Raw genomic sequence first — 24470 nt, 5'->3', positions numbered from 1 at the left:
CTCCCTAGCGGGCCTCTCTCAAGGCGGAACGCGCGCGAATTCGCAACGTGATAGGGCAGATTTCGGGCGAGTGATCAGCCAAGATATGGTTTTGCCTTGGACAGAACCAAACTTTCTGCAATGCAATGATGTCAACCGAGGGGGATCAGGGTGGACGCGTTTCTTTCAAAGATGGTTCGGGCCGTGGAAGCGCCAAAGTTGCCGTTGCAGCAGTCAGAGCTTTTACGGCAGTTTGGCAAGGATCTTCTGGCGCGCCCGGACCTTTGCGCTGCGCTGATCCAAGAGGCCGCGAGTGGCCCATTGTCGGACGGCCAGATGGCGATGCTGGTCGCCGCACTGGATGAGGCCCGCATGGCCGATGAGAGCGGGCAGCGCAAAGGGCGCACCTTACTGGATGACATGCGCGATGTGGTGGCCTTGCTCGACGCCGACCTGACATCCCAAACGGCCTTGTCTCTCTCCAGCGCCTGGACGCGTGCGGGCCTGACCCCGCCACCATCGCTGGCCCATGCGGTCATCCCCGAAGACCCGGATGCCTTTGCCGACATCAACGGCATTCCCGACATCCCCGATGAGATGTTCGACGGTATCTTCAAAGGCTTAAATGGCATCGGCGAAGACTCGGTTTCGGCCATGCTGGCGATGCTGGATGAGATGCTGCCAACCTTGCCGCCAGAAGCACGCTTTGCTTTCATTCGCAAACTCGCTACCCGACCAGAGTCCCTATGTGGAGATGCCGCCGCAGCGCTGCTACTTGCGACAGACGCCTCGGTGAGCTCCGGCGCGCTAACCGGTCTCGCTCTGCGCCAGCAGGCGGGTGATCTGTCTCAGACCTTGTTATCGCGCATCACCTTGATCCGAAGCTGGCTACAAGACCCTGACACCTTGCGCGGTATGGATGAGATCATCCGATCCGCCCTCAAAACCGGGACGCAGGCAATTGACACGCGCTCAAAACCCAAGATCCACCGCGTTGTATCCTCGATGGTCGATGGCAGCGGTGCGCAGAGCCTCTCCATGGCCATTCAATCGGGTGGCCGACGTGCTTTGGCGGTGGTGCTGCTCAAACAGGGGTTTGGCGTGAAAGACGCTTTTGTGCTTCCGTGCACCAGCGCCACCGAGCAAAAACAGATGATCGCGCAGATTGCAAATGAGTCCGGCGCCTTGGAGGCAACAGCAGATTATGCGTTCACCGCTCTGTCTTGGGCGCTTGCGGACGGGCAAGCAAATGGGACAATGCCCGCGGCGGGTCTGCTCGATGTCGTCGAGACCGCAGGTTTTGCCGATCTGCGCCCGCGATCGGCAGATATTGCAGACATCGCGGCCATTGCTGACCCCGAAGGCGCCGTCTCCACTCTCTCCGTCCGCGCACGGGGCAGCCTGATCATGGCGAGTGAGCATTGGCCTGATCACTTCCCGATCTCGGACAGCTGGTTCGAGGACAGCGACGCATCGTCAGATGCCATTGAAAGTGCAACGACTCAAAATGCCATGACCCGCAAGCTTTGGCAGCATCTGGAGACCCGCCGCAACTTTTGGGCCATGATCTTTGCCCGCAATGCCGCCTTGCTGGCGGCTGCAAAGAACCCCATAACGCCTGAGCTTGTCGCCGTGGCCCAGGCCATGTCCGAGGGCCGCGACCTGAAGAAGGCCCCGATCATGCATTTCGTGCACGCCATGAGCTTTGAGGCGTGGGTCCATCAGGACGCGCCGCCGATGCCGTTCGGCGGTCTTGAGGTCACCGAAGAACGCGCGGCCCCGGGAACCTACGCCGAGGTCGCACCGTTCGGCACAAAGGAACAAAAGGCGCTGGATAAACTTCTGCGTCCAGCCAAGATCACACCCCCTGGATGGAAGGCTTTTTGACAGGTCTTTGCACCGCGCCCAAGTTCATCAAACCCTCCGAGTGGATCGTCACGATTTTCAATGTAGTGGCAGACGATCTCGCCTCCGATGCGGACTTGCAAAAACTCCTCGACCTGATCGTAATAGCCTACAATCACCGTCTGTCCTTGCTGCGAGACGGTGCTCCGGCAGAGGTGCTGTTCCCGGCGGACCCGGTCCTGTTTTCCATCTGGGCTGACGGCTATCTGACAGCATGGGAAGCGCACAAACCCCACTGGCCTAACAAATCCCTCGGCAAAGACGGCAAAGCCATGCGCGCGCTCCTCGAACAGGCGGCGGATTTCAGAACCAAACCCGACCAAGCCCCCGCCTTGCACAAATGGCTGATCAAGCAATGTGACAAGCAGAAATGATAGCTTTCTTGGATTGACTGTCAGGATAAGTCGCGGAAATCGGAAACTGCATGCTTTGCGCGCAAATCGGGGTGGAACCTGAATTCGACCAGAGCGCCGCCTATGTCGAGGGGTGGCTTGAGGCGATGAAAGAGATAGAGATTTCAAGGCTCTTATCGTTCGGGAAACTTTGCTGTAACGTTCGATCATCGCGTCAATAGGGGACCCGAGTTGAAACAGCCTTCAGATCGCAAACAGGCCTGCGACAAAGTCGACGGGTCCAGGGTCCAATCCCCGACCGCCGGTCTCAGGTCGCTCTGAGCGTTGCCGATATGCCGAGTTACCTAGGCGAGCTTCTGGATAGGGGCTCGACGACCATTTCCGTGACCGCTGAAACGAAATCCCACGATGCCTGGTTTCGATCCAGGGTGCAGGAAGCGCTCAAAGATCCGCGCCCGCCGATATCGCACGCCCACGCGTTGCATCAGTTGCAGACGTTGATTGACGAAAAGCGCCAGGAGCAAACTTGACCTAGCGCAGAGGTCTCGTATATACATACGTATAACCATACGGGCCCTGCCATGATCGAAGCCAAAATCCGCAAGGTCGGCAATTCCGCCGTCATGACACTCAGCACAGAGATGCTCGCGCTCCTGGATGCCAAGGAGGGGGATACCCTCTATGCCGTGCGCACGGATGATGGCGGGCTGAAGCTGATGACGGAAAACCCGGAACTTCAGGCCGCGCTTGCCGCCGCCGAGATCGTCATGGATGAGAACCGCGATCTGCTCCAAGCACTTGCATGAGCGATTGGGTCTGGATTCCGCTGGCCGCTTCGTACGTCGTCCATGATCGCCAGATCGCGCGCCACGGCGGTGCGCCAGGCACCCGCGATCCGGCCCTTTTGGAAATGGGATGCACACGGGCAATGAACCGCGCGTCCTATGAGGACGTGGATGTGTTCGCGATTGCGGCAGCTTATGCCTATGGTCTTGCCAAAGCGCATGCCTTTGTCGATGGCAACAAGCGAACAGCATTCGTGGCCGCTTTTGCGTTCTTGCGGCTCAATGGCGTAAATCTGCGGCCCGATCCCGGGAAGGGTGTCCGGATGATGGAGGACCTTGCCGCCGATCAGGTGAGTGAAGCCGCGTTTTCTGCTTGGCTCCGTGACCTTGCCGCAAAGACCGATGACGTCTGATCGCATTGGCAGTCCTGCCCCGCTCCGGTTCTTGATTTCAGATCCTTAACCCCAAAAGGGGAAAGCTGGCTTTTTGTCCTTTGGAATTCAGACCCTCATCCAAAGGAAAAATCCCATGGCCAAGCCTTGCTCAACGCATCACGCTCCCGTCGATTCCGGCGCTGATCTCGTCTCTGCCCTCGCGCAGATCGGCGCGCAGATCGACCACCAACCCCTGCGTAGCTCAGCGCTGGCGCGCATCATGCGCGAGACGTTTCATGGCAGCGATGCCGGCGGTGCCTGGGACTGGCGCATGGCCTATGACCTGATGCAGGCCGCTGCCGTCCAAATGCTGCTGCGTGGGGACGGCGCGGCAGGTGACATCGCCGCGGCAAAGCTGCTTGCCTCACGGCTCCTGACGGAAACGCGCCGCTCGGAGCAGCAGATCCGGCTGCAGCAGTTTTCCACGCCGCTGCCATACGCAGCCCTTGTCGTGCGGGCCGCAGCGATCCGCAAAGGCGAGACCGTTCTGGAGCCGTCGGCTGGCACAAGTGCCCTTGCTGCTTTCGCCGCCCGGGCCGGTGCCACGCTTTTGCTCAACGAGATCGACCCCTTTCGCCAGCGCCTCCTGCGGGCCCTCTTCGGCGGCGAGGTGACGGGCCATGACGGCGAGCATATCGACGATCTGCTGCAGACGCCGGTTCTGCCCGACATCGTGGTGATGAACCCGCCCTTCGCCTCCTCGGTCGATCGCGCCCGGGACAAACACATCGCCGCCAAACATCTCATCGGGGCTGCCAAGCGCCTGGCACCCGGCGGGCGGCTGGTGGCGATCATGCTGCCGGGATTCACTCCCGAACGCGATGCCGCGCATTGGGCACGCGCCTGCGGCCTCCTTACGCCGCGCTTGGCACTCACAATACCGGGGCAGGTCTACCGCAAGCTCGGCACAACTGTGGAAACCCAGCTGATGGTCTTCGACAAGGTGCAGGAGGACGGCGAGATGATCCGCGCCGCGGTTCAGGATCTGGAGGAAGCCCTTCCTTTTGTTGACACCGTGGCCGCAAACCGGCCTGAGACGCGCCCCGTCCAACGGGCGGCGACAAACCCTCATGCGCGATCGGTCGGTCCACTACTTGTCACGCGCAAGCGCCCAGTTGCCAAAGTTGCGGCGTCCAACGCTCAGACCAACGCCGCCATACCGCTCACTTTCACAAGCCTTGAGGCCCCGCGCGACAACACGCCCGTCTCGGACATCTATGCGCGCTACCGTCCGCAGCGGATCGAGATCGCGGGTGCGCAAGAACATCCCACGCCGCTCGTCGAAAGCATCGCCATGGCCTCGGTTGCCCCGCCCATGCCCTCAAACACGGGCAGTGATGACTTGCGTCTGCCCGCCAGGCTGATCGAGGAGGGACATCTCTCAGAGGCACAGCTGGAAACCATCATCATGGCGCATGATGCCCATGGGCGTGATTTGCCAGGCCGGTTCACGATCGATGACGACCAGACAAAGCTGACGCGTGCCGATGATGACCCGTATGCGTGTCACTATCGCCTCGGGTATTTCCTCGGAGATGGCACCGGTTGCGGCAAGGGGCGCGAATGCGCGGGGCTCATTCTCGTGAACTGGCTGGCCGGACGCAGGAAAGCGATCTGGGTCTCCAAATCCGCCACGCTTATCGAGGACGCGATCCGCGACTGGACCGATCTTGGCGGCTCGCCAGCCGACATCCAGCCGCTTTCCAAATGGAAACCGGACCAGCCCGTCCCGATGGGTGACGGGATCCTCTTCGTCACCTACGCCACGCTGCGGTCCGCGGGCAAATGCGGCACCACGCGGCTGAGCCAGATCCTCGACTGGATGGGCGACGACTTCGACGGCGTGCTGGCCTTCGACGAGGCTCACGCCATGCAGAACGCGGCCGGGTCAGAGCAGGGCAGGGGGGTCAAACCCTCGCAGCAGGGCCTCGCAGGCCTTCGTCTGCAACTGGCCGCCCCGCGCGCCCGCGTCTTCTACATCTCGGCTACGGGTGCCACGAGCGTGCATAACCTGGCCTATGCCGCGCGGCTTGGGCTTTGGGGGCAGGGGCCGGAATACCCCTTCCCGAGCCGCGAGAGCTTCGTCTCGGCAATGGAAGCCGGCGGCGTTGCCGCCATGGAGGTGGTCGCGCGCGATCTCAAGACGCTCGGCCTCTATACGGCCCGTGCCCTAAGCTTCGATGGCGTGGAATATGACGTTCTCGAACACGCGCTCACCCCGGCCCAGATCGAGGTCTACGACGCCTATGCGGGCGCGTTTCGGACGATCCACCACAATCTCGAGGCGGCGCTGACGGCGACCGGTGTCAACGATGCCTCGGGGGAGACCAATGCCTCTGCCGCACGCGCTTCGGCCAAGTCCCGCTTTGAAAGCACGAAGCAGCGCTTCTTCAACCATCTCCTGATGGGCATGAAGGCCCCGACCATCATCCGCGCCATCGAGGAAGATCTGGCCGCAGGCAAGGCTTGCGTCATCCAGGTCGTCTCGACAGGCGAGAGCCTGCTGAAACGCCGGCTTGAAACGACGGACCCGGAAGACGAGCTGGTCGAGGGTGCCTTGACGCAGCGCGATTATGTTCTGGGCTACCTCGAACAGGCTTTCCCGATCCACGCGCAAAAGCTGGTCGAGATCGACGGCACTATGGTGGCCGAGCCGCTCAGGGACGAGACCGGCGCGCTGGTCGTCTCGCGCGAGGCGCTTGCCCTTCGTGACGCGGCCATGATGGATTTGATGACGCTGGCCCCGATCCCCTCGGCGCTCGACCAGATCCTCTGGGCCTTTGGCGACGAGGCCGTGGCAGAAGTCACAGGCCGATCTATCCGGCCCCTCAAGGCCGAGGACGGCCATCTCTTCATCGAGAAGCGCGCCGCCAGCAGCAATTCCTCCGAAACCCAAGCCTTCATGGACGGCGAAAAGGATATCCTGATCTTCTCCGATGCGGGCGGGACGGGCCGGTCCTATCACGCGGCCCAAACGGCGAAGAACCAGAAACGGCGGCGGCACTACCTGCTGGAGCCCGGCTGGCGCGCCGATGCGGCCATCCAGGGGCTTGGTCGCACGCATCGCTCGGCTCAGGTCAGCGCGCCGTTCTTCCGGGTCTGCACCTCAGATGTGCATGGCGAGAAGCGCTTCACCTCGACGATCGCGAAACGCCTCAATCAGCTTGGGGCCCTCACCAAAGGCCAGCGCGAGACCGGCTCGCAGGGCATGTTCCGGGAGGAGGACAATCTCGAAAGCCCGATCGCGCGGGCGGCGCTGCGTGGGTATTTCGCCGATCTTGCCGCTGGGCGCGCCGAGGCGATGAGCTACGAGAGCTTCACCGACTGGACGGCCCTGCGGCTGATCGACAAGGACGGTGTGCTGCTCGAAGAGCTTCCCCCGATCCAGCGGTTTCTCAATCGGGTGCTTGCCCTTCCCATCCACATGCAGAACGCGCTCTTTGCCGAATTCATGCGCCGGATCGCTGATCAGACGGAACGGGCGCGCGCGGCAGGCATGCTCGATCTCGGCGTGGAAACCCTGCGCGGCGAAAAGATCGAACAGGTCTCCACAGAGGATCTCTGGACCTGCCCGAAATCCGGCGCCGTGACGCGGATCATCGGACTGGAAGTCACCGACCCGGTCCACGTTCTTGGGGCCGAAGAGGCCATATCGCGCAATCTGGACAAGACCACGATGGTGAATCGCGCCTCCGGCCGCGCCGCGCTCATTTCGGCCCGCCCCATGCAGATGTATGACGAGGATATCGTGACGCTGATGCGCAAGGCGGTACGGCCCAACGGGTCGAGCTACCTTGAGGAGATGCGCTTCGAGTCCTCGGCCTGGGAAGAGATCGGCAAGTCTGAGTTCATTCGGCTCTGGGATGAAGAGGCGGCTGCCCTGCCGAAGACCACCACAACCAAGCTCTATCTGCTGACCGGTCTCCTGCTGCCGATCTGGAAGGACATTCCGACCACCAATGAGCGCATCTACCGGGTCACGCCCGACGGGGCGACGGCCATGATCGGGCGGACGCTGAGCGAGGACGGGGCGGCCGCGCTGCGCGCCCGCTTCCTCGTCTCCGACCCGCAAACGCCGCAGGAGATGCTGACCGCAGCCCTCGGAACCACCGCGCCTGTCGATCTGGGCCGCGGCCTGACCCTGACCCGCCGCCGGGTCGCTGGCGAGATGCGCCTCGAGCTTGGTGGTGCGGATCGGGGCATGATTGATGGCCTCAAAGCCCTCGGCTGCTTCACCGAGATCATCGCCTTCCAGCTGCGGGTGTTCCTGCCGCATGAGGAAGGGGTCGATACATTGGGCATTCTGGCACGGATCGTGGGGCAGGGAACCAGCAAGGCGGCAGACCAAGCCGCCTGAAAAGCCAAAGCAGGCTTTGGGTGGGGCGTCGCGGATCGGGATTTGACCGGTCTGCGCGTTCCGGGCGCGCGGGCAGGCCAATGGCACGCCTGCGCGCGCCCCAAATTCAGACAAGAGGACAGACCCATGACCAATCCCCAGATCGACTATGCCGCAATGGCGGCTCAGTGGCGCGCCGAGCGCGAAACCACCCTGAAGGCATCCCGAGCGGAGCTGATCGCACAACTACGTGCGCTTGGCATCAGCGAGGTCACCGCCGAATACGAAGGCTATGGCGACTCTGGCAATGTCGAGGACGTGAATGTGCAGCCTGCGGAGGTCAAACTGCCGGAAGCGCTTGTCACCGCCGTGGGCGATTTCGCCTGGTCGCTCGCCTATCACCATCACCCGGGGTTTGAGAACAACGAGGGCGGCTACGGCACGCTGACCTGGGACATCACCGCCGACAGCATCACGCTCGATCATGCGGATCGCTATGTCGAATGTTCTCACAGCTATGACGAGGGGCTTTGAGATGGCGCATCCGCTTCATCATGCCGAAAGCTCGGCCCGAAAATTCGGCGGGGTGCCGTCTGACTATCAGGCTGTGCACGACTGGTTCGATGCCTCGAAAGAGCACCTTGCGCTCTTCACGCACAGAGCCTTGCGCCACCATGCCCAAGGCCTGTTCGAGGCTGAACGTGTCTTCGGTCTGACCCTGACCAATAGCGCGGGTCGAGAGATCCCCGTGCGTTGGATCGGCGAGCAGCATGTTCGAGAAGACTGTCAGGGCCGTATCCCGAGTATGGCGGACTGGCTGCGCCGGATCCAGCCCGAGCCATGGATGGCCAATGGTCATATCGACCGGCATGTCGGCAATGAGCCCTGCGGCGACCCAAGGGTTGCCTGGGCCACCGAGGTCGCCGACGGCAGAACGGTTCTTGGCCTGAAGGATTGGATGGCGGCGCGCGCAACGCCAACCACGCAAAGCGCCTGATAGGTCCCGGCTCTTCGCCAAATGAATGCCGCACAGAAGCCCGGTTGGAAGATCGGGCTTCTTCCGGCGTTTACCCACCATTCTTCGTAAGGAGGTTCGCATGACACTCGATGAAATCAAGGCCGCCGTCGATGCCTGCCAGACCGTGCATTGGGCCAATGCCGGCTACGTTGTCCACAAGGACCGGCTCGGTCAATACCTCATCACCTATGTGCCGAATGGTAGCTGCATCGGTCTGACCGACCGGGGCGGGCACGGGTTGAACGGAAAAGAGGCAGAGTTCTTCATCGCGCGACCGGAGGGCGGCTCGGAAAATTCGGGCCGCCAATCAAGACCAGACGGGCAGGGGAGGGGCGTAGCACCCGGAGGGGCGGGGGCATTCCCGCTCGGACGGCAGCTCTGACCCGTGGGCGGGGCTGAAAGGAAAGCAGGCTTTCTGGTTTGTGATCCCTCAAGGGGTCGAGAAAGCAATCCCGGATGCGCTGGCAAGAACGTCAGGCACCGGCCAATCCAAAAGGAACTATCCCATGTTCGCAGGAACCCTCACCCGCAACGTCGAGACCGCAGCCGCTCAGTACAACGGCATGATCCATTCGACACGTTTCGATATCGCCATCCAGTTGGAGGCGCGGGCCAAGATGTCCGAACGCAGCCCGGATTTTGACGTGACGGCAGTCAACAAATCAGGCCGCAAGGTGCGTATCGGCACGGCCTGGAACGAGACCGGCAATACCAGCGGCAACCCCTACATCTCGATGCAGATCGATGTCGGCCTCGGCCCGTTCCGGGTCAACGCAGTGCAGACGAAAGAGGCGCGTGCGGCCCAAAGCGGCGAATTTGAGATCATCCCGCTGGTCTCGAACGGCCTGATGAAATCCGGCTCGATCTCGGGCGAGCTCACCGCCATGGACGCCGACAACGCCTTCACCGGCTACATCGCCAACATGATGTTCGATCTGGAGTTCATGCTGATCGAGAACAGCTACAAATCCGAGGAGACCCACCCCGACTACCGGATCGAGGTCAGCTCGCCTCGGGGCACACCGATCCGCGTCGGCTCGGCGTGGATGGCGAAAAGCAGCCGCACGGGCAATGACTACCTGTCGCTGCTGATCAACACGCCAGATGGCGACCTGCGCGTCAACGCCGTGCAGAACGAAGAACAGCGCGGCGGCCAGACCTTCTCGATCATCCCGTTCATCGACAGCGGTGAGCAGCCGCAGGACGCAGGCGCGGGGCTGTCGCTGGTCGCGTGATCGGCGCGCGAGATTAGGCAATCTGAACCGAAAGGGGAGCCGTGGGAACACGGCTCCCCTTCTTCTGTGTCCGTTTGCGTGAAGGACGCCACTCGCTTGCGATCAGGTGCAAATGCGATACAATAATATATTAACGTAATATCGAGGGCGGGCGCGTGGCGGCTAAAGCAGTAACGGTTCCATGGTTCGAGAGCTTTGATTTTGAGGCAGAGGTTGAAGATCTTCTCGCCCATATCGAGCGCTGCACCGGATTCGCGCTACCCGCTCGAAAGCGCGATGTCATCATGTCATTTGCCAAGTCGAAGTTCGACAAGACCAGGCAGGGATATTTGGAGGCCAGGGCAGCAGGAAAGCCGGTGTCCACCTCGCGGCGTGCGTATCTGACCGACCTGCAGGACACGATCTTCATGGCGATCCCGGAAGAGAACCTCGCGCGGATGCCGCTAAGCGAGCAGGTTCTGAACGCCCCCGAATTCTACGCGGAAGCCATGCACCGTGCCGCTGTGATCAGTGAGGATGAGCTCTTCATGGTGCTGTCTTCTTCGCTGAAAGACATGACCGTTCAAGACGCCCAGGCCTTTGTCTCAAAGCTCTGGCACAGCACGATTGACGACAATGCCCGTAAATACGCCGAAGCCCTGAAGCGCCCCGAGCGTGAAATCATGCCGCGGCGGCCTGGGAACACCGTTTAAGATCGGAGCCATTCTCTTGGCTTGAGCCCTACCGAGGTTGGCCGCCTCAAACCCCCTTTCCTGGAAGGGGCATCCTGTGCAGCGCGCGAAAGCCGTTGAAGGTGCTGTGGTGACGTCTACTGTCGCCAACATGATGAACCGGGATCACATGCGCGCCTTCTTCCAGCGCGCCGCGGCGCTTGCCGCTTTTGTCGCACTGCTCTGGGCGGTCCAAGTCGTCAATTGGATCACCGGCTACGGCTTGAACCCGGCCTTCGGCCTGATCCCCCGGCACGTCAGCGGATTGGATGGTGTCATCACCATGCCCCTCCTGCATGGAAGCTTCGCGCACCTTATGGCCAATACGCCGCCGCTCCTGGTGATGGGTGGGCTGCTGGTGGCCACGACCAAGAGGGCCTTGCTGCCTGTGAACGCAGTGGTGATCGGCCTCGGCGGCGGACTCGTCTGGCTGTTCGGAAGCTCCGCCATCCATATCGGTGCGTCAGGGTTGGTCTTCGGCTGGTTTGGCTTCCTCGTCGCGCGCGGCTTCGTGGATCGCTCATTGATCACGCTGGGCGCTACACTGGTGGTCGGTGTCCTCTATAGCTCCATTCTCTGGGGCGTTCTTCCGGGCCAACCCGGCGTCTCGTGGGAGGCACATCTCTTCGGCGCCATCGCGGGCGCGGGCGCTGCGTTCCTAATCCGAACGCATGTACATGCGCCGCGCCTCGGCGGCGTCGATCTGGACTGAAGCCGTACGCCAGACGTGATCGACCCAATGCCTACGTTCACCGACCAGTCAAGATGCTGCATCCGCAGCCCGCTTATCGGCCATTTGCCGCGCGTGCGAAATCTGGAGATGAGCGAACTCACAGACTCGGGACGAAGCGCGATTTCGCTGCGGCCGCGCCAAGCTTCAGAATTTCACTAGCGTTGTCGACTAAGTCCATAACTTGGCTGGGAAAATTTTGTGGACATGGTAGACTGTTTTTCATGTATATAAGTCGCGCCAAAATCTTCCTCTGGATCTCCGATAAGCTCTTCAAATTAGCCGAGACGTTGCGCCGAATATCTGCATCTGGAAAGGGGCCCGCGAAGTTCGTCGATCTTGCCCCCACCGATGAAGCAGACCAAGGAGGGGTGTATTCGGCCGCCTTGGCGTTCGCGACTGAGAGCCCTGACGTTTCAAACATCGCTCTTACTGGGCCTTATGGTTCTGGCAAAAGCAGTATCATCCGTTCGTTCCTGAAATCCTATCCCCGCAAGGCCTTGCACATCTCGCTTGCCGCCTTTTTGCCCGAAGCAGGCGATGAACAACGCACAGTGACCAGGCAGGAGATTGAGCGGAGCATACTCCAGCAATTGCTCTATGGCGCAGATGCAGACAAACTGCCGCTCTCGCGCTTCAAACGCATTCAATCGCCAAGTTTCTGGTCGATCTTCCGCTCACTTTACATTCTTTCCGGAATACTCGCTGTCTGGCATGCGTTTCACAACCGCAACGGGATTTTTGACGGATCGTACTTCAAGCCCTTCGATTTCACGAATTGGCTAGACATCTCGATAGCAGCTTTCGCGCTGATATTTCTTTGGTCTGCAATCCATCACTTCTACGTGGCCAGCTTTGGCTTGTCGCTAAAAGGCATCTCGCTGAAAGACATTGAAATAAGGCCGTCCTCGGAGGATCAGGATTCTATCCTCAATCGTCACCTTGATGAGATTATATACTTCTTCCAGTCGACTCGATACGACCTCGTCGTCGTGGAGGATTTAGATCGTTTCGAGGATTCCGACATCTTTGTCACTCTTCGCGAGATCAACAGTCTCGTAAACGGCAATGTGGGAGTAAAGCGTAAGGTTAGATTCCTCTATGCACTACGCGACGACATGTTTGTTAATACAGACCGGACCAAGTTCTTCGAGTTCATCATCCCAGTCATTCCAATCATCAACAGTTCGAACTCGATCGATATGGTTCTGGCGCAGGGCAGTCGGCTGGAGTTGGACGGAAGTCTCGATCAGCAATTCCTACGCGAAGTGTCGCGCTATCTAAGTGACCTTCGCCTCATCCACAACATCTTCAACGAGTACGCGATCTACGTCGCGAACTTGGAAACAGATGGCGAAAACGTTCTCGACGCCACAAAACTTCTTGCCGTGCTGATCTATAAGAACGTCTACCCGAGGGATTTTGAAAGGCTCCACCGCGGCGAAGGACATCTTGCCGGAATCTTGGGGCGCAAGGACGAACTCATCGCCGCTCGCGAACAAAGTCATCGATCTGAGATCGCGCAGCTTGAACGCGGCATCGAAGCGGCTGAAAAGCAGGTCCCGAGGGACATCCGTGAGCTTAGACGGATCTACGCGATGGCGCTCCTAGAGTCGTTACCAGCCAATGTGTCCGGCGTCGGTAGGAATGGACAACAGTTTGTGGCACCTGCCAAGCTATCCGAGTACGAAGAATTCGATGAGCTCATCAATACACAGAGCATTTACTATAACACATTCAACCAAGGCCGACGCCAACAAAACATTTCTGGTTTGCAAGCAAGCATCGATCCAGAAGCAACCTATGCCGATCGAGTGCAATCGATACAGAACAAGGCGGACTCACAGAAAAAGGCTGCGGTCAGGCGAATTGCCGATCTGCGAAAACAGATCAAGACTATTCGTACGAGCAAGTTCAACGTCTTGCTGCGGTCCAGCAGTCAAGAGATTGAGGGCCTCTTCCAGGAACTCGGTGACGGCGGCGAGCTCGCCCGTTTCCTGCTTTTGGAGGGCTATCTCGACGACAGCTACTACCAATACACGTCCCTGTTCCATTCGGGGCGATTATCACCAAACGACAACAAGTTCCTGATCCAGATCAGAGCCTTCCAGACACCAGAACCAGGATTTCCGATCGATAACCCAAGTGAAGTCATTGCGGGCATGAGGGAGGACGATTTCGGCCTCGATTATGCACTGAACGTCCGACTCATTGACGCGCTTCTGGAGACCGAGGAGAACAAAGATCGGCTCGGGAAGGTATTCGGATACCTCGCGAATGAGTTTCCGAACCAGCAAGAGTTCTTCCAAGCCTACTATGCGTCAGGATCGCAGGTTGGCGAATTCATGAAGCGGTTGGTCGAGGCTTGGCGGGGTTTTGTCCCCGCGGCAATGGAAGATCCATCCGCAGTCGTACACATCGCGGGCATAATCGAACACCTTCCGCCTGCCCTTCTAGCTCGAGAGCGGGAAGAGCATGCTGAGCTCCGCACGTTCGTGGCTGACAATATCCATGAAATCCTCAACCTTCTAGAAGGAGTCGACCCAGCCAAGCTCGAGGAACTGCGAATCGAGACGAAGGATCTTGCTGCGATCAATGAATATCCACAGGTCGTCCAGACGTTGTACGAGCTTGGCCACTACCATTTGAGCGCTGCGAACTTTGAGTACATCTTCGGCTCTATCCTCGGAGAAGAAACTGGACCCGCCCTGCGTAAGCGGCATTACTCCAGGATTCGAAATTCTAGAGCCAAACCCCTACTCGATCGGGTGGAAAGCGATTTTGCTGAATACTTCTCAAACGTGCTGTTGGAAATGGACGATAACGTCGAAGAGGATGTCGAAGCGATATTGGCTGTGTTAGACCGAGATGCACTTGATGTCGAAGCCGTCGAAACTTTCGTCCTACGCCAAGTGAAAAAGTTACCAGAGCTCGACGTCGTACCTGAGCGATATCAGAGTATTGTTGTTCGTGGGGCCCAGATCGCACCTTCGTGGTCGAATTGTCTTGGTTTCATTCAGTCGGAGGTTTTTGATAGCGCTGCTCTTACTGAATTTCTTGGCAAGAATGAAATTCGCTCAGCCCTTTTGGAAGTTCCATTACCCGACACAAAGGAAGCTTATCCTCTTCGTCAGTTTCTGATCGAAGCAGATAATCTACAAGATGAGACTTACCGGGCATATGTTCGGGCACTTCCAAAAGAGTTCAAAAAATTCCCGGAAGCTGTCAGTACCGGAAAGCGCCGAATTCTAATCGAAGAGCAACGTATCACGTTCGATGCTGGGAATTTGGCCGCACTTGAGGGGGAAGTCGATCTTCAGACGGCATTTGTCGCTGAGAACATAGCCTCGTATCTTCAGGACCCCAGTGCTTTCTCGATCGACGACGACTTCCGTGAACGGTTGCTTGGTGCCGATGTTTCTGATGGTGAGAAACGCGCGATTATCGAATTGATGGATCTAAGCTTGCTTCCCAGCCTTCCCGAGCGAGCCGGTATTGTCGGGCCGATCCTTTTGGAAACAAGTTCCACCTTGCCCGTACTTACTGCTGATATCGTCAAAGCAATTATCGTGAACGCTGAGCCAGTCAGCACGCAGATCCAGTTGCTCAACCTTCTCCACGAAACGCTCGACAAGTCCCAGGTTCGTGAGGTCTTGGCGCAGCTTCCTCAACCATATTCCAGTATCCAGACTGGATATGCGCGTCCTACGCTCAAGAGGACCAATCAAAACAGCGAACTTGTCGGTTGGCTTGATGACCGCGACATAATTTCCTCGGTGGGAAAACCATTCTGGTCCAACGATATCATGGTGAATTTGAAGCGCTCATAGGGTGTTCACCTATACCTCCGATGGTGCCATGCGCGCCCCTTTCTTGGCATGTGACTTCGCGTGCTATGAACATGTCCATTCGAGCGATTTGAGGTGTTTGTCTCAGTTGTGGCTTTTCAGATTGAATGCCGGCTATCACAACGTTGAGAATAGAGCCTCGCATTTGCAGCGAATGACCGGTTTTTGTCCGATCACGTCGCAAGCTTGGAGAAGTAATCCGTATAGCCTAAAGCGTAGCCCCTGCACATCAACCTCGGCCAGAGCCTTGCTGCCTCTCCTGCTCGGTACGCCAAGTCGCAGGGGAGAACGGCCCTTCGGTCCGTCGCGCATTCGGCCATGCGGCCTCACCGCGGCGTTGCGCTTGGCGTCCCGGTTTGCCCGCCTCGCGAGCACGTCCCTCCCTAGCCGCTCCGCCGGATTGCGCTCTGGTCTGTTTTGCGCGGCAAAACGATCCCGCCGCTCCATCCGTCTCCCGCGTCCGGTCAGGCCGTTTGCCTGCTCAGGTCGGTCAAACCTACCGTCAACACACACACACATGAGTGCGGAAGCATATCCTCCGGATGGCCCCCAAATCAGCCCGCGTCAAGGATCGCAAAACTTTTCGGCGAGGGCGGTGCCCGTGGCAGGGGGCGGTCCCGTGTGTGAGGGCGCGCATGTGTCGGGTGCTGCACGCAGAAAACTTTTGCGCCCGGCAAGCCGGCGGCTGCGCCGTCCCTGACCCGGGCAGATTCGGAAACCAGGCATTCGGCCATGCCCCACACTCACGTGGTGGCTCCACAACCGAATACTGGAGACCAGACATGGCTTACGACAATGCAAACACCTACGAGACCATCGAACTTTTCGGACTGACCGAGAAGGACGCGCACCTGCCGATCCCGGAGGATCACTTCCTGACCGACCGCATCATCCGCGAGAGCTTCGAGGCTCTGCTTGGCTCGCTGCGCGGGACTGGGCTCGAGGCAGAAATCGAACCGCTCGCCCATGGGCTCGCCACGATCCTGCAGCGGCGCAAGGTGGCGCTCAGCAAGGAGGTCGACCGCACTGCGGACAAGATCGGCGCGCTGGCAAAGTCCCACGACGGGTCGGAGATCGCCGAGACCGCACTCGAAGAGGCGCAGGCGCGCTTTGTGCAGCTGCGCGAGATTGTCAGCGCCATCGAGGTGATGAGCGAGGCGGCGGCGGAATGCTACGAGATCGAGACGGGTCACGCCTTCATCCCGGCGGCAGGCTCGCGGGCGAGTGTCCGGGCGCAAGAGACTGGGGCGGTCTTCGAGGCCCGGCAGCTGCTCGAACAGCATGATCGCGAAACCGCCGAGAAATCGAAAGTCGAGGGGGTGCCCCTGATTGTCTCAGGCGCCACCGACTGGACCGATGTCGATGTGATCTTCAACACACTCGACAAGGTTCGCGAGCGGATCAGGCAGAACCGCAACCAGGAGATCTTCCTCTGCCACAAAGGTGGCAAGCACGGGGCGGAGATGATCGCGGCACGATGGGCCCGGGCACGCGGGGTCGCGCAGGCGCGCTTCGATCCGCGTTGGTCCGCGCATGGGCGGGCGGCACCGTTCAAGTGCAACGACGAAATGCTGGACGACAAGTTCGCGGCGACGGGGGTTGTGCTCTTCGGCGGCAACGGGGTCGCGCTGAACCTCGGGCAGAAGGCGGAAGCGAAAGGCCTGACGGTCATGCGGGTTGCGGACCCGGCGAAGAAGGCGTCGCAGGATTGAAGAGAGAGGGTCGCCTTCGGGCGGCCCTTTCGTCGTTTTTTATGGGTGTGGACGTTCTCCAAATCACTTTGCCTAGCAATTTCCTGTTTTGATAGGTATATGAATGCCAAGCAAAACTTGGAAATGATAGGCATGACCCCACTCAGCAGCATCGCGATGAGCGCCTATACCGACCTGGTGCGTCTTCTGAAGGACGACGCCTTGTCCGGTGTCGAAGGCAAGCCCACGCTCAAGGAGCGTGGGGATAAGGCTTATTGGTATGCCGCTCGCCGTGTCGGGACGGAGATGCGGTTCATCTATATCGGCGAAGACAGCGACGAGACGCGCGCGCGCATCGACCGGATCGAAGAGCTGCGCGCAACGGCCAAGGATCGGCAGGCGGAACGGTCGCGGCTTGTCCGGCTCTTGCGTGCGGAAGGCATGACGCCCATCGACCGGGCGACCGGTTCCATCCTGTCAGCCATGGCCGCAGCCGGAACCTTCCGTTTGGGTGGCACCATCGTCGGAACCAATGCATTTCGCCTCTATGAAGGCGAGCTTGGTATCCGTCTGCCAATTGGCGGTATGGCCAATACTGGCGACATCGACATCGCGCAGTTCGAGAAGCTCAGCGTTGCGTTGCAGGATCAGGTCGACCCGGGTCTTGCCGAGACGTTCTCGGCGCTCAAATTCGATCCTCTGCCAGCTCTTGACCAAGGTCGGACATGGCGATGGGCCCAGGGTGGCAGCGGCCAGTTGGTCGAGTTTCTCACACCGGCGTTCGGAGATGAGACCATCCGTGATCTGCCAGCATTGGGCGTGAACGCCCAAGGATTGAACTATCTCAACTTCCTGATCGCTGAGCCGATCCACGCGGCGGCTATCTATAGATCCGGCGTTCTGGTGCAGGTGCCCCGCCCGGAGCGTTATGCAGTCCACAAACTGATCATTGCCGACCGGCGCCGCGATGGGGCAGGGAGCCTGAAATCCGCGAAGGACCGCGAGCAGGCGGCTTTCCTTATCGAAGCGATGGCCGAGGACCGGCCCGATGATCTGGCTCGGGCCTATGCCACCGCAATGGAGGTTGGGCCGCGCTGGCGGGAGCACATCGGCAACTCGCTGAAGCGAATGCCTGATACCAGGGGGATGCTCGACAGCTTGGGCGCGTGATGGCCGTAACGGGGTCGTGCTTGGCGCGGCCCTTTCGTCATGTCTCATGGCGCGTGCGATCGGTCACACTTGATCGGCAGCTCACGGCATCCAGCACCGTCATCCCTCTACCCAGCCCGTCAGAGTGCGGCCCATCCGCATCGGTATGGGCTGGGGATGGTGCGCACCTCGCACATCGTCAGCAGCGCAAAACCGAGGGGTCGAGACATCGCACATGAGGCTGAAGACCTGTACAACCTTCGGGTGGTGTTTCGGAACATCGCATCCACGTGGGCGGGCTCCGTCAGCACCTCGGCCAGAATCGGCGGAGGATGGCTGCGGCGTGATGGCAAGGGTCATCCGGATCACTCCTTTTTGCTCATAGATGTGGATCGCACGGGGTCGGCCCGTCCGTGCCCTCAGCTCACGCTTCGGCAAGCACAAATACGGCTTCCATGGCGGGGCCGCGGACCCTCCGCATTTGCGCTTGCGACCGGTCCTCTTGCCCCCGTGCTGGGTGATCCTCATCGCAATAAGGAGTAACCCAAATGACCAACCACTACGTCGCCACCGTCCCCGTCAAGTTCACCGATACCGATGGCCAGGAGCGCACCCGTTTTCAGCGCGTGGGTGCGATGTTCCGCAACACCCGTAACGGGGATGGCTCGGAGTTCTTCAGCCTCAAGCTCGACTTCCCCGTCGCGGTCTCGGAGCTGGTGATGTTCCCGCCGAGCGCGAAGGATCCCCAGGACTAAATCCTCTGACGAGGATGGGCCGCCATCAGGCGGCCCTGTCCCTGTTCCAGGGATGCCGTCACCGGCGCGGGTGATCGCCGGCAGCGACCTCGCCGTGCTTCCGGTCGCTGCGCGTTCAACGGACGCACCCCCCCCGGAATGATCAGGCCGCGACAGACCGGCCAGTCAGCCTCAAGGGGGCCATCCGCAAAAACCTATCGGCCAGGGCCTCCCGGTTTTTGCGGCAGAGATTTGGCAAGCCAAATCTGGCCCTCCTTGACCCTGCCTGTCCGCCCTGTCGGTGGGGTTTGCGCCCGCCCGCGGTTCCGTCCGAACACATGCGTGTTCGGCCAGACCCTCGGGCGGTGCTGGGGAAGGGGACCCATTGGACAGGTGGGTCGCCCGGTGGTGAGGGCGGCAGAGCCGCGTCCCTGCGGGCCGCGGGGGAAGCGGACACCAAGGCTGCCTGAGACTGAAGGCAACGTAAGTATATAATTGACAGCTTGGTATATTATCGTAAGGTAGGGGCAGCCTTGGTGGAAGGTGGCAGGAAATAGGGGGTCTTTCTTCGCATGTCTCGCTCAAAACGCCTCATCAATGCGGAGCGCATGGAGATCGTTCGCGAGGCTGCGGAAGGCATTTCCACCTCGGTGCTCGCTGAGCGGTTTGGTGTGTCGCCGCGGGCGATCCAGTACACGCTCAAAGCCGATGCCGAGCGCCAGACGGATGCCGCAATTCCGGTCTCAGCGGTCAGTGTGAAGGTCACGGCTGCGGAGCTTGAGGCGCTCGACGAGGTGTTGGCGAAGGCGGGGATCGAGAGCAGGGCCGAGGGGCTGCGGCGGCTCATTCAGGCGGCAGGTGGGGTGTTCGTTCCGGACGCGCAGATGGCAGCAGAGATGGCGCGCTACCGCGCCTCGCTGCACGAGGTCGGCAACGGGGTCGCGCAGATCGCCAAGCAGATGACGCGGGCCAACCGGCAGCGGCAGGGGGCGAATGGCGGCATGAGTGCCGAGTTCACCGAACTGCGCCTTGCGCAGATGCGCGTGCTGGCGCGGTTCATCCTCGATTCCGCTGACGAGATCGATCTGCTCCTGCGCCGTCGTCGCGACGCGATGCAGCTCGAGGCTACGGCCGCGCTAAGGGAGTTTGCCCATGCGGCTGAATGATGCGGTTGACGCGGTCACCGGGGAGGTTTTCCGGGACGGCTGGAGCCGGATAAGGGGCTCGATGCAGGGGCTGCATGTCGCCAAGCAGAGCCAGCTTGTGCGCGCGGCAGCCGGGCACCGGCCAGCGGTCTTCAAGGCGATCCGGGGCGGGGGCACGCACACCAAAACGCAGCTGATGAATCAGCTCGATTACCTCACCACCAAGTCCACCCATATCGTGGACAGTAGCGGGTTCCTCGATGGCAAGACGAAGCTCGAGGCGGGTGACATCAAGGACCTCACCGAACGCTTTGCCAAGCGGTGGGACGCGGGCTTCAAACCCAAGCTGGGACAGACCACCCATATGCTCATGTCCTTTCCCGTGGGCACGCGCGGGGAGGATGTGCGCGACATCGCGACGGATGTGGCCGAACGGTTCTTCCAGAGCGATGAGGGGCATTTCGACTACATCATCGCGGTGCATGAGGATCGCGATCACCCCCATGCGCATCTGGTGTTGAACCGCCGGTCGCAAGAAGGCGAGTTCTTCTTCCTCGGGCGCACCCATCGCTTCAACTATGACGACTTCCGCCTCGCCATGGTCGAGGAGGCGGAGAAGTACGGCGTGCGCCTGGAGGCCACGCGGCGGGTGGATCGCGGGGCTGTACATTACCCAGCCCGGACCAGCGAGGTCTACGCCGCGAAAGAAGAGGGGCGCGCGCCCCGCGAGCGCGAACGCGTGGGACAGGACCTGATCCGGACGCTGGCGGAGATCGCTAACACCAGAACCGTCTACCATTCGCTTGCCGCGGAAGCCTCCCGGGAGGCCCGCGAGGATATTGCCGCGGCACTCTTCCGCGCGGGCGAGGTGCTGGCGCATGGCGGGCAGGTGGACCGAACAGGAGATGTGTATATGGCCGAAGATCAAAGTTTCGAGGATCTGAGAAGTCTCTATGCGGAAAAGCTCGCGCGGGTGCAGGGCATGATCGCCGAGAAGTCTGACTCGGAACGTCCCGTGCTGGAAAAACGCCTCATCGAGATCCAGACGCAGGTCCAGCACATGCAGCCGCTCGGATTGCGTTCGAGCACGTTGTCTGAGGTGCCGTCGGAGGGTGGGGTCTACTCAGAGGCAAACATCCAAGAGAGCCAGCTCGAACGCCTCGCAGAGCCGCGACTGCGGTCGCGGATCGACGCGGCCCTGCGGGGCACCGGGATCAGCACATCGGAAGTGGTGGCCCGGATCGAGACGGGCGCCTCAAATGCTGCGCTCGAGCATCAATGGATCGCCGATGACCTCTCCAAGGTGGCCGAGGCGCGCGATCTGAACCTCGAACGCCGCGCTGATCTGGAACAGGCGCGCGACATCCTGAATGACGTGCATGTCGCGCTTGGCACGCTTCTGGAACGGGAAAACGTGCTGCGCCGGGACGGCGTCGTGGAAGCGGAACCGATCAGCGAGCGGTTCCATTATCACGAGGACGCGGTGCGGGCGATGGAAGGGACAATCCGTCAGGAGATGCGCGCCGAGGGTCTGACAGCGCAGCAGATCGAGGACCGGGACTGGGAGGTTGTCTCACGGGCGGAGCGCCGGATCGAGACGGAGCAGCGCGCGTATCTCGAGGCACACCCGGATCTGCTCGCACGCCCTGGCGATGTGATTGACCGGTCTGAGCCCTACAGGGAGACCATCACCGATGCGGCCCGCGCCAGCGAGATCACCCGCGAGGTCGACCGGATCATGGAGGGTCGCGATGCCCGCACTCCTGTTGCCGATGCTGTCACGGATGACTTGCGCGCGCGCTATCCGGACATGCCGTCCCACCTCGCCCGCGGGCTTGGCGCCACCTATGCGGCCGTCGTCGAGATACGTGACACGGAGGTCATCAATCAGGTCCGCCGCGAAAACGAGTTGCGCGACGGGCTTGGGTCTGGAACGCGCGACACACCCCTCGCAGCCCGCGATGAAACTGCTTCGCTGTCTGACCGTGCCGACCGCCTTGCAGACGAGATTGCGCGTGTCCTGGACCATGAGCGGGCGGGGGAGTTGTCCGCGCCCTTCGAGACCGAGGCGGAGCGGGACGCCTTCCGCGGCGAGATCGCGCGGGTACTGGATGACCGCCAATTGGGCCGGCTCACATCCGGCGATGCCGATGCGCTGGACAAGGTTCTCGAGGACCGTCTCGACCGGCTCTATGTCGCCAAGGTCTACCTGCAATCCAATGCGGCGACGGCCAACACCGAGGCCTTGCGCCAGGTGGTCGACGAACTTGCCGACGCCGAGTATGAAAAACACCGCGCGACAGACGTGGATGGCGAGACCGAGCGGGGACAGGTCCATTGAGCGCCTCCATGGGAAAAGCGCGGATCGCCACGGGCGCCCTGCTCGTGACGCTGGTGACAGGGGCCATGGGCTATACCATTGCCTCGGCGGTGCTGACCTACCAGGATCTCGGCTTCGGGGCCGAGATCGATTTTGCCTATATCGCGCAGAACTATCTGGCGATCCTCGATCGCCGCCCGGAGGACGCGCAACTTATTCACCTGATCGTCGGCAGCTTCGCCGCCGCCGGCCTGATGCTGAGCCTCGCCCTCTCAGGGTCCGCCCTCACACGCTTTGGCCAGACCCATTGGCAGACCGCGCGCGAGATGAAGGCCAACGGGTTCTTCGGGGCGCCCGGGACCGGGTTCATCCTCGGCAAACTTGGGCCGCCCGGCTCCCGCGCCAATTACATTTGCTCCAAGGTCTTCCCCCATGCGCTGATCGTGGCGCCCACGGGCCGTGGCAAGACCACGGGCTTTGTCATTCCGAACCTGCTGACCTGGCAAGGCTCCGCCGTGACGCTCGATGTGAAGGGCGAGTGCTTTGAGGCCACGGCCCGACACCGCGCAGCCCAAGGCGACAAGGTCTATCGCTTTGCCCCCACCGATTGGGAGGGCAAGCGCACGCATCGCTACAACCCGCTCTTGCGCATCTATCAACTGAAAGATCCTGCCCGCCAGCAGATGGAATTGCAGCTCTTGGCGACGCTCTTTTTGCAAAGCGACAACGACCGGGTGCAGGGCCTCCTCAAAGGCGGGATCGATCTCTTCGTGGCGGCAGGCCTGTTGGCCTTCCAGCGCAAGCGCCCGACCTTGGGCGAGATCTATCGCATCGCGGCCTCGGGCGGGAACAAGCAGAAGGAATACTTCGCGCGGGGCCACGAGGTGGACAACCGGGCCGCCAAGCTGATCTTCACCCGGTTGGCCTCGACCAACAACGATACGCTGACTTCTTATGTCTCGCTTCTGATGACCTCGGGACTGGATCAATGGCAGAACCCGGCGATCGATGAGGCGACAGCGGTCTCGGACTTTGATTTCCGGACAATCCGCAAGAAGCCCTTCTCGGTCTATCTCGTGGTCCAGCCTCTGATGGTCAAACCCCTCGCGCCGCTGATCCGGCTCTTCTTCTCTGATCTGCTGTCGGCGATGCAGGAGAAGGATCCCGGGCCGGATGAGCCCTGGCCGGTGATGATCATGCTCGACGAGTTCAATCGCTTGGGCAAGATGCCCATCGTGGTCGAGAGCATCGAGACCCTGCGGACCTATCGTGGTCACCTAGCCGTGGTCACCCAAACCATCCCCGCCCTCGATGAAATCTACGGCGAGAACACCCGTCGCGCGCTGCAGGGCAATGCGGGCGTGAAGCTCTATCTCACGCCCTCGGATGAGAAGACCGTCGAAGAGCTGAGCAAGGCGGTCGGTAAGACCACGAAGACCGTCGTCACGCGCTCCCAGTCCATCGGCAAGAACCCCTTTGAAGGACGCAGCCAGTCCACCCGGACCGAAGAAAGCTCTCTCCTGCCCGAGGATGAGGCGCGCCGCCTACCGCTCGACGAGATCGTCATGGTCATCGATGCCCAGATGCCGGTCCGCGCGAAGCGGATCCAATATTTTGACGATCGGCTGTTCAAGGCGATCCATGCGGCACAGACGGGAGAGTTGCCGTTTCCGAAGCCGGGGGGAGGTGGGTCGCAGGGTAAGCTGCCGCTGAGTGTGCGCGCCATGCCGATGACGCCGCCTGCGAACGGACCAAGTGGACCTGAAGCCGTCGTGGAAAACTCAGCTCAGGCGTCTGGGGGCAACTGTCACGACAAACTGACGGCGTTCCAAAGAAAACCTCGCCCGTCGTTCAAGCCGTCATCGCCGAGGAACAGCGTCAGATGGAGATGGATTTTGGGAGCCAGGTCGCCGATGCAGAGGCAGCGAGCGTAGTAAATGAGGCGCAGATGCGCTCCGCCGTCGATGGCTTGGACGACATGGAAGCGATGCTGCGAGAGGACGGTGGTGAAAATCTGGTTGCTCGATAGGTTGGCGAGCTTGGTCTGTCTGTCGGGCAGGACTGGAATCGGGCTTTCGTGGAAACCGAAAATGAATTG

General features: G+C 60.7%; 19 protein-coding genes and 1 pseudogene. All 20 read left to right on the top strand.

Features of this window, described 5'->3' with window-relative positions; all coding sequences use genetic code 11:
- Window positions 1–183 precede the first annotated feature (183 nt).
- The 20 genes and pseudogenes from CUR85_RS18240 to CUR85_RS18150 all read left to right on the top strand — a co-directional run bounded on the left by CUR85_RS18240 (window position 184) and on the right by CUR85_RS18150 (window position 24401).
- Window positions 184–1866 (top strand): hypothetical protein, encoded by a 1683-nt coding sequence (locus tag CUR85_RS18240; protein ID WP_280323058.1) that lies wholly within the window; start codon window positions 184–186, stop codon window positions 1864–1866.
- Window positions 1851–2258, top strand: a complete 408-nt coding sequence (locus CUR85_RS18235) for a UPF0149 family protein (protein ID WP_280322968.1) — start codon at window positions 1851–1853, stop codon at window positions 2256–2258. Before CUR85_RS18240 ends, CUR85_RS18235 begins: the two co-directional genes overlap by 16 nt.
- Window positions 2259–2296: 38 nt before the next feature.
- The gene (locus CUR85_RS20640) at window positions 2297–2458 is read left to right on the top strand and encodes a zincin-like metallopeptidase domain-containing protein (protein WP_425520184.1); all 162 of its coding nucleotides are present in this window, start codon (window positions 2297–2299) and stop codon (window positions 2456–2458) included.
- Window positions 2459–2569: 111 nt separating this feature from the next.
- Window positions 2570–2767, top strand: coding sequence for an antitoxin PaaA2 family protein (locus CUR85_RS20635; protein ID WP_425520183.1), 198 nt, complete (start codon window positions 2570–2572; stop codon window positions 2765–2767).
- Between the two features lie 51 nt (window positions 2768–2818).
- Entirely contained in the window at window positions 2819–3043 is a 225-nt protein-coding gene (locus CUR85_RS18225) for an AbrB/MazE/SpoVT family DNA-binding domain-containing protein (protein ID WP_108693368.1), read from the top strand.
- Window positions 3040–3435 (top strand): type II toxin-antitoxin system death-on-curing family toxin, encoded by a 396-nt coding sequence (locus CUR85_RS18220; RefSeq protein ID WP_108693367.1) that lies wholly within the window; start codon window positions 3040–3042, stop codon window positions 3433–3435. Before CUR85_RS18225 ends, CUR85_RS18220 begins: the two co-directional genes overlap by 4 nt.
- Window positions 3436–3550: 115 nt before the next feature.
- Window positions 3551–7813 (top strand): strawberry notch-like NTP hydrolase domain-containing protein, encoded by a 4263-nt coding sequence (locus CUR85_RS18215; protein WP_280323057.1) that lies wholly within the window; start codon window positions 3551–3553, stop codon window positions 7811–7813.
- A 126-nt stretch (window positions 7814–7939) separates the two neighbouring features.
- Window positions 7940–8326, top strand: a complete 387-nt coding sequence (locus tag CUR85_RS18210) for a DUF6878 family protein (protein WP_280322964.1) — start codon at window positions 7940–7942, stop codon at window positions 8324–8326.
- A 1-nt stretch (window position 8327) separates the two neighbouring features.
- Complete coding sequence (locus CUR85_RS18205) at window positions 8328–8789, top strand: DUF6915 family protein (RefSeq protein WP_280322963.1); 462 nt, start codon at window positions 8328–8330, stop codon at window positions 8787–8789.
- 100 nt (window positions 8790–8889) lie between these two features.
- Complete coding sequence (locus CUR85_RS18200; protein ID WP_280323056.1) at window positions 8890–9192, top strand: hypothetical protein; 303 nt, start codon at window positions 8890–8892, stop codon at window positions 9190–9192.
- A gap of 124 nt (window positions 9193–9316) precedes the next feature.
- Complete coding sequence (locus tag CUR85_RS18195) at window positions 9317–10045, top strand: DUF736 family protein (protein WP_280323055.1); 729 nt, start codon at window positions 9317–9319, stop codon at window positions 10043–10045.
- Window positions 10046–10200: 155 nt separating this feature from the next.
- Window positions 10201–10737, top strand: coding sequence for a hypothetical protein (locus CUR85_RS18190; protein ID WP_280323054.1), 537 nt, complete (start codon window positions 10201–10203; stop codon window positions 10735–10737).
- A 148-nt stretch (window positions 10738–10885) separates the two neighbouring features.
- Window positions 10886–11467, top strand: coding sequence for a rhomboid family intramembrane serine protease (locus CUR85_RS18185; protein WP_280323070.1), 582 nt, complete (start codon window positions 10886–10888; stop codon window positions 11465–11467).
- 242 nt (window positions 11468–11709) lie between these two features.
- Complete coding sequence (locus tag CUR85_RS18180) at window positions 11710–15315, top strand: YobI family P-loop NTPase (RefSeq protein WP_485129818.1); 3606 nt, start codon at window positions 11710–11712, stop codon at window positions 15313–15315.
- Window positions 15316–16115: 800 nt separating this feature from the next.
- Entirely contained in the window at window positions 16116–17045 is a 930-nt protein-coding gene (locus CUR85_RS18175; protein ID WP_280323052.1) for a DUF2493 domain-containing protein, read from the top strand.
- Between the two features lie 99 nt (window positions 17046–17144).
- Complete coding sequence (locus tag CUR85_RS18170) at window positions 17145–18194, top strand: nucleotidyltransferase family protein (protein ID WP_425520182.1); 1050 nt, start codon at window positions 17145–17147, stop codon at window positions 18192–18194.
- A gap of 527 nt (window positions 18195–18721) precedes the next feature.
- Window positions 18722–18928, top strand: coding sequence for a hypothetical protein (locus CUR85_RS18165; protein WP_007120662.1), 207 nt, complete (start codon window positions 18722–18724; stop codon window positions 18926–18928).
- A gap of 551 nt (window positions 18929–19479) precedes the next feature.
- Window positions 19480–20073, top strand: coding sequence for a helix-turn-helix domain-containing protein (locus CUR85_RS18160; RefSeq protein ID WP_343245495.1), 594 nt, complete (start codon window positions 19480–19482; stop codon window positions 20071–20073).
- Window positions 20060–22393, top strand: a complete 2334-nt coding sequence (locus tag CUR85_RS18155) for a relaxase/mobilization nuclease domain-containing protein (RefSeq protein WP_280323050.1) — start codon at window positions 20060–20062, stop codon at window positions 22391–22393. Before CUR85_RS18160 ends, CUR85_RS18155 begins: the two co-directional genes overlap by 14 nt.
- Before the next feature lie 8 nt (window positions 22394–22401).
- Window positions 22402–24401, top strand: a pseudogene (locus CUR85_RS18150) (type IV secretory system conjugative DNA transfer family protein).
- Window positions 24402–24470: the final 69 nt, after the last annotated feature.

Origin of the sequence: Sulfitobacter faviae (assembly GCF_029870955.1) — a bacterium.
GTDB lineage: Bacteria > Pseudomonadota > Alphaproteobacteria > Rhodobacterales > Rhodobacteraceae > Sulfitobacter > Sulfitobacter faviae.
Note: the sequence above shows the minus strand (reverse complement) of the source record. Positions and strands in the feature narration are given on the sequence as shown.

Coding starts and splice junctions, on each gene's coding strand:
- CUR85_RS18235 (WP_280322968.1), top strand. CDS start 1,851: ATGGAAGGCTTTTTGACAGGTCTTTGCACCGCGCCCAAGTTCATCAAA.
- CUR85_RS20635 (WP_425520183.1), top strand. CDS start 2,570: ATGCCGAGTTACCTAGGCGAGCTTCTGGATAGGGGCTCGACGACCATT.
- CUR85_RS18225 (WP_108693368.1), top strand. CDS start 2,819: ATGATCGAAGCCAAAATCCGCAAGGTCGGCAATTCCGCCGTCATGACA.
- CUR85_RS18220 (WP_108693367.1), top strand. CDS start 3,040: ATGAGCGATTGGGTCTGGATTCCGCTGGCCGCTTCGTACGTCGTCCAT.
- CUR85_RS18215 (WP_280323057.1), top strand. CDS start 3,551: ATGGCCAAGCCTTGCTCAACGCATCACGCTCCCGTCGATTCCGGCGCT.
- CUR85_RS18210 (WP_280322964.1), top strand. CDS start 7,940: ATGACCAATCCCCAGATCGACTATGCCGCAATGGCGGCTCAGTGGCGC.
- CUR85_RS18205 (WP_280322963.1), top strand. CDS start 8,328: ATGGCGCATCCGCTTCATCATGCCGAAAGCTCGGCCCGAAAATTCGGC.
- CUR85_RS18200 (WP_280323056.1), top strand. CDS start 8,890: ATGACACTCGATGAAATCAAGGCCGCCGTCGATGCCTGCCAGACCGTG.
- CUR85_RS18195 (WP_280323055.1), top strand. CDS start 9,317: ATGTTCGCAGGAACCCTCACCCGCAACGTCGAGACCGCAGCCGCTCAG.
- CUR85_RS18185 (WP_280323070.1), top strand. CDS start 10,886: ATGCGCGCCTTCTTCCAGCGCGCCGCGGCGCTTGCCGCTTTTGTCGCA.
- CUR85_RS18180 (WP_485129818.1), top strand. CDS start 11,710: ATGTATATAAGTCGCGCCAAAATCTTCCTCTGGATCTCCGATAAGCTC.
- CUR85_RS18175 (WP_280323052.1), top strand. CDS start 16,116: ATGGCTTACGACAATGCAAACACCTACGAGACCATCGAACTTTTCGGA.
- CUR85_RS18170 (WP_425520182.1), top strand. CDS start 17,145: ATGAATGCCAAGCAAAACTTGGAAATGATAGGCATGACCCCACTCAGC.
- CUR85_RS18165 (WP_007120662.1), top strand. CDS start 18,722: ATGACCAACCACTACGTCGCCACCGTCCCCGTCAAGTTCACCGATACC.
- CUR85_RS18160 (WP_343245495.1), top strand. CDS start 19,480: ATGTCTCGCTCAAAACGCCTCATCAATGCGGAGCGCATGGAGATCGTT.
- CUR85_RS18155 (WP_280323050.1), top strand. CDS start 20,060: ATGCGGCTGAATGATGCGGTTGACGCGGTCACCGGGGAGGTTTTCCGG.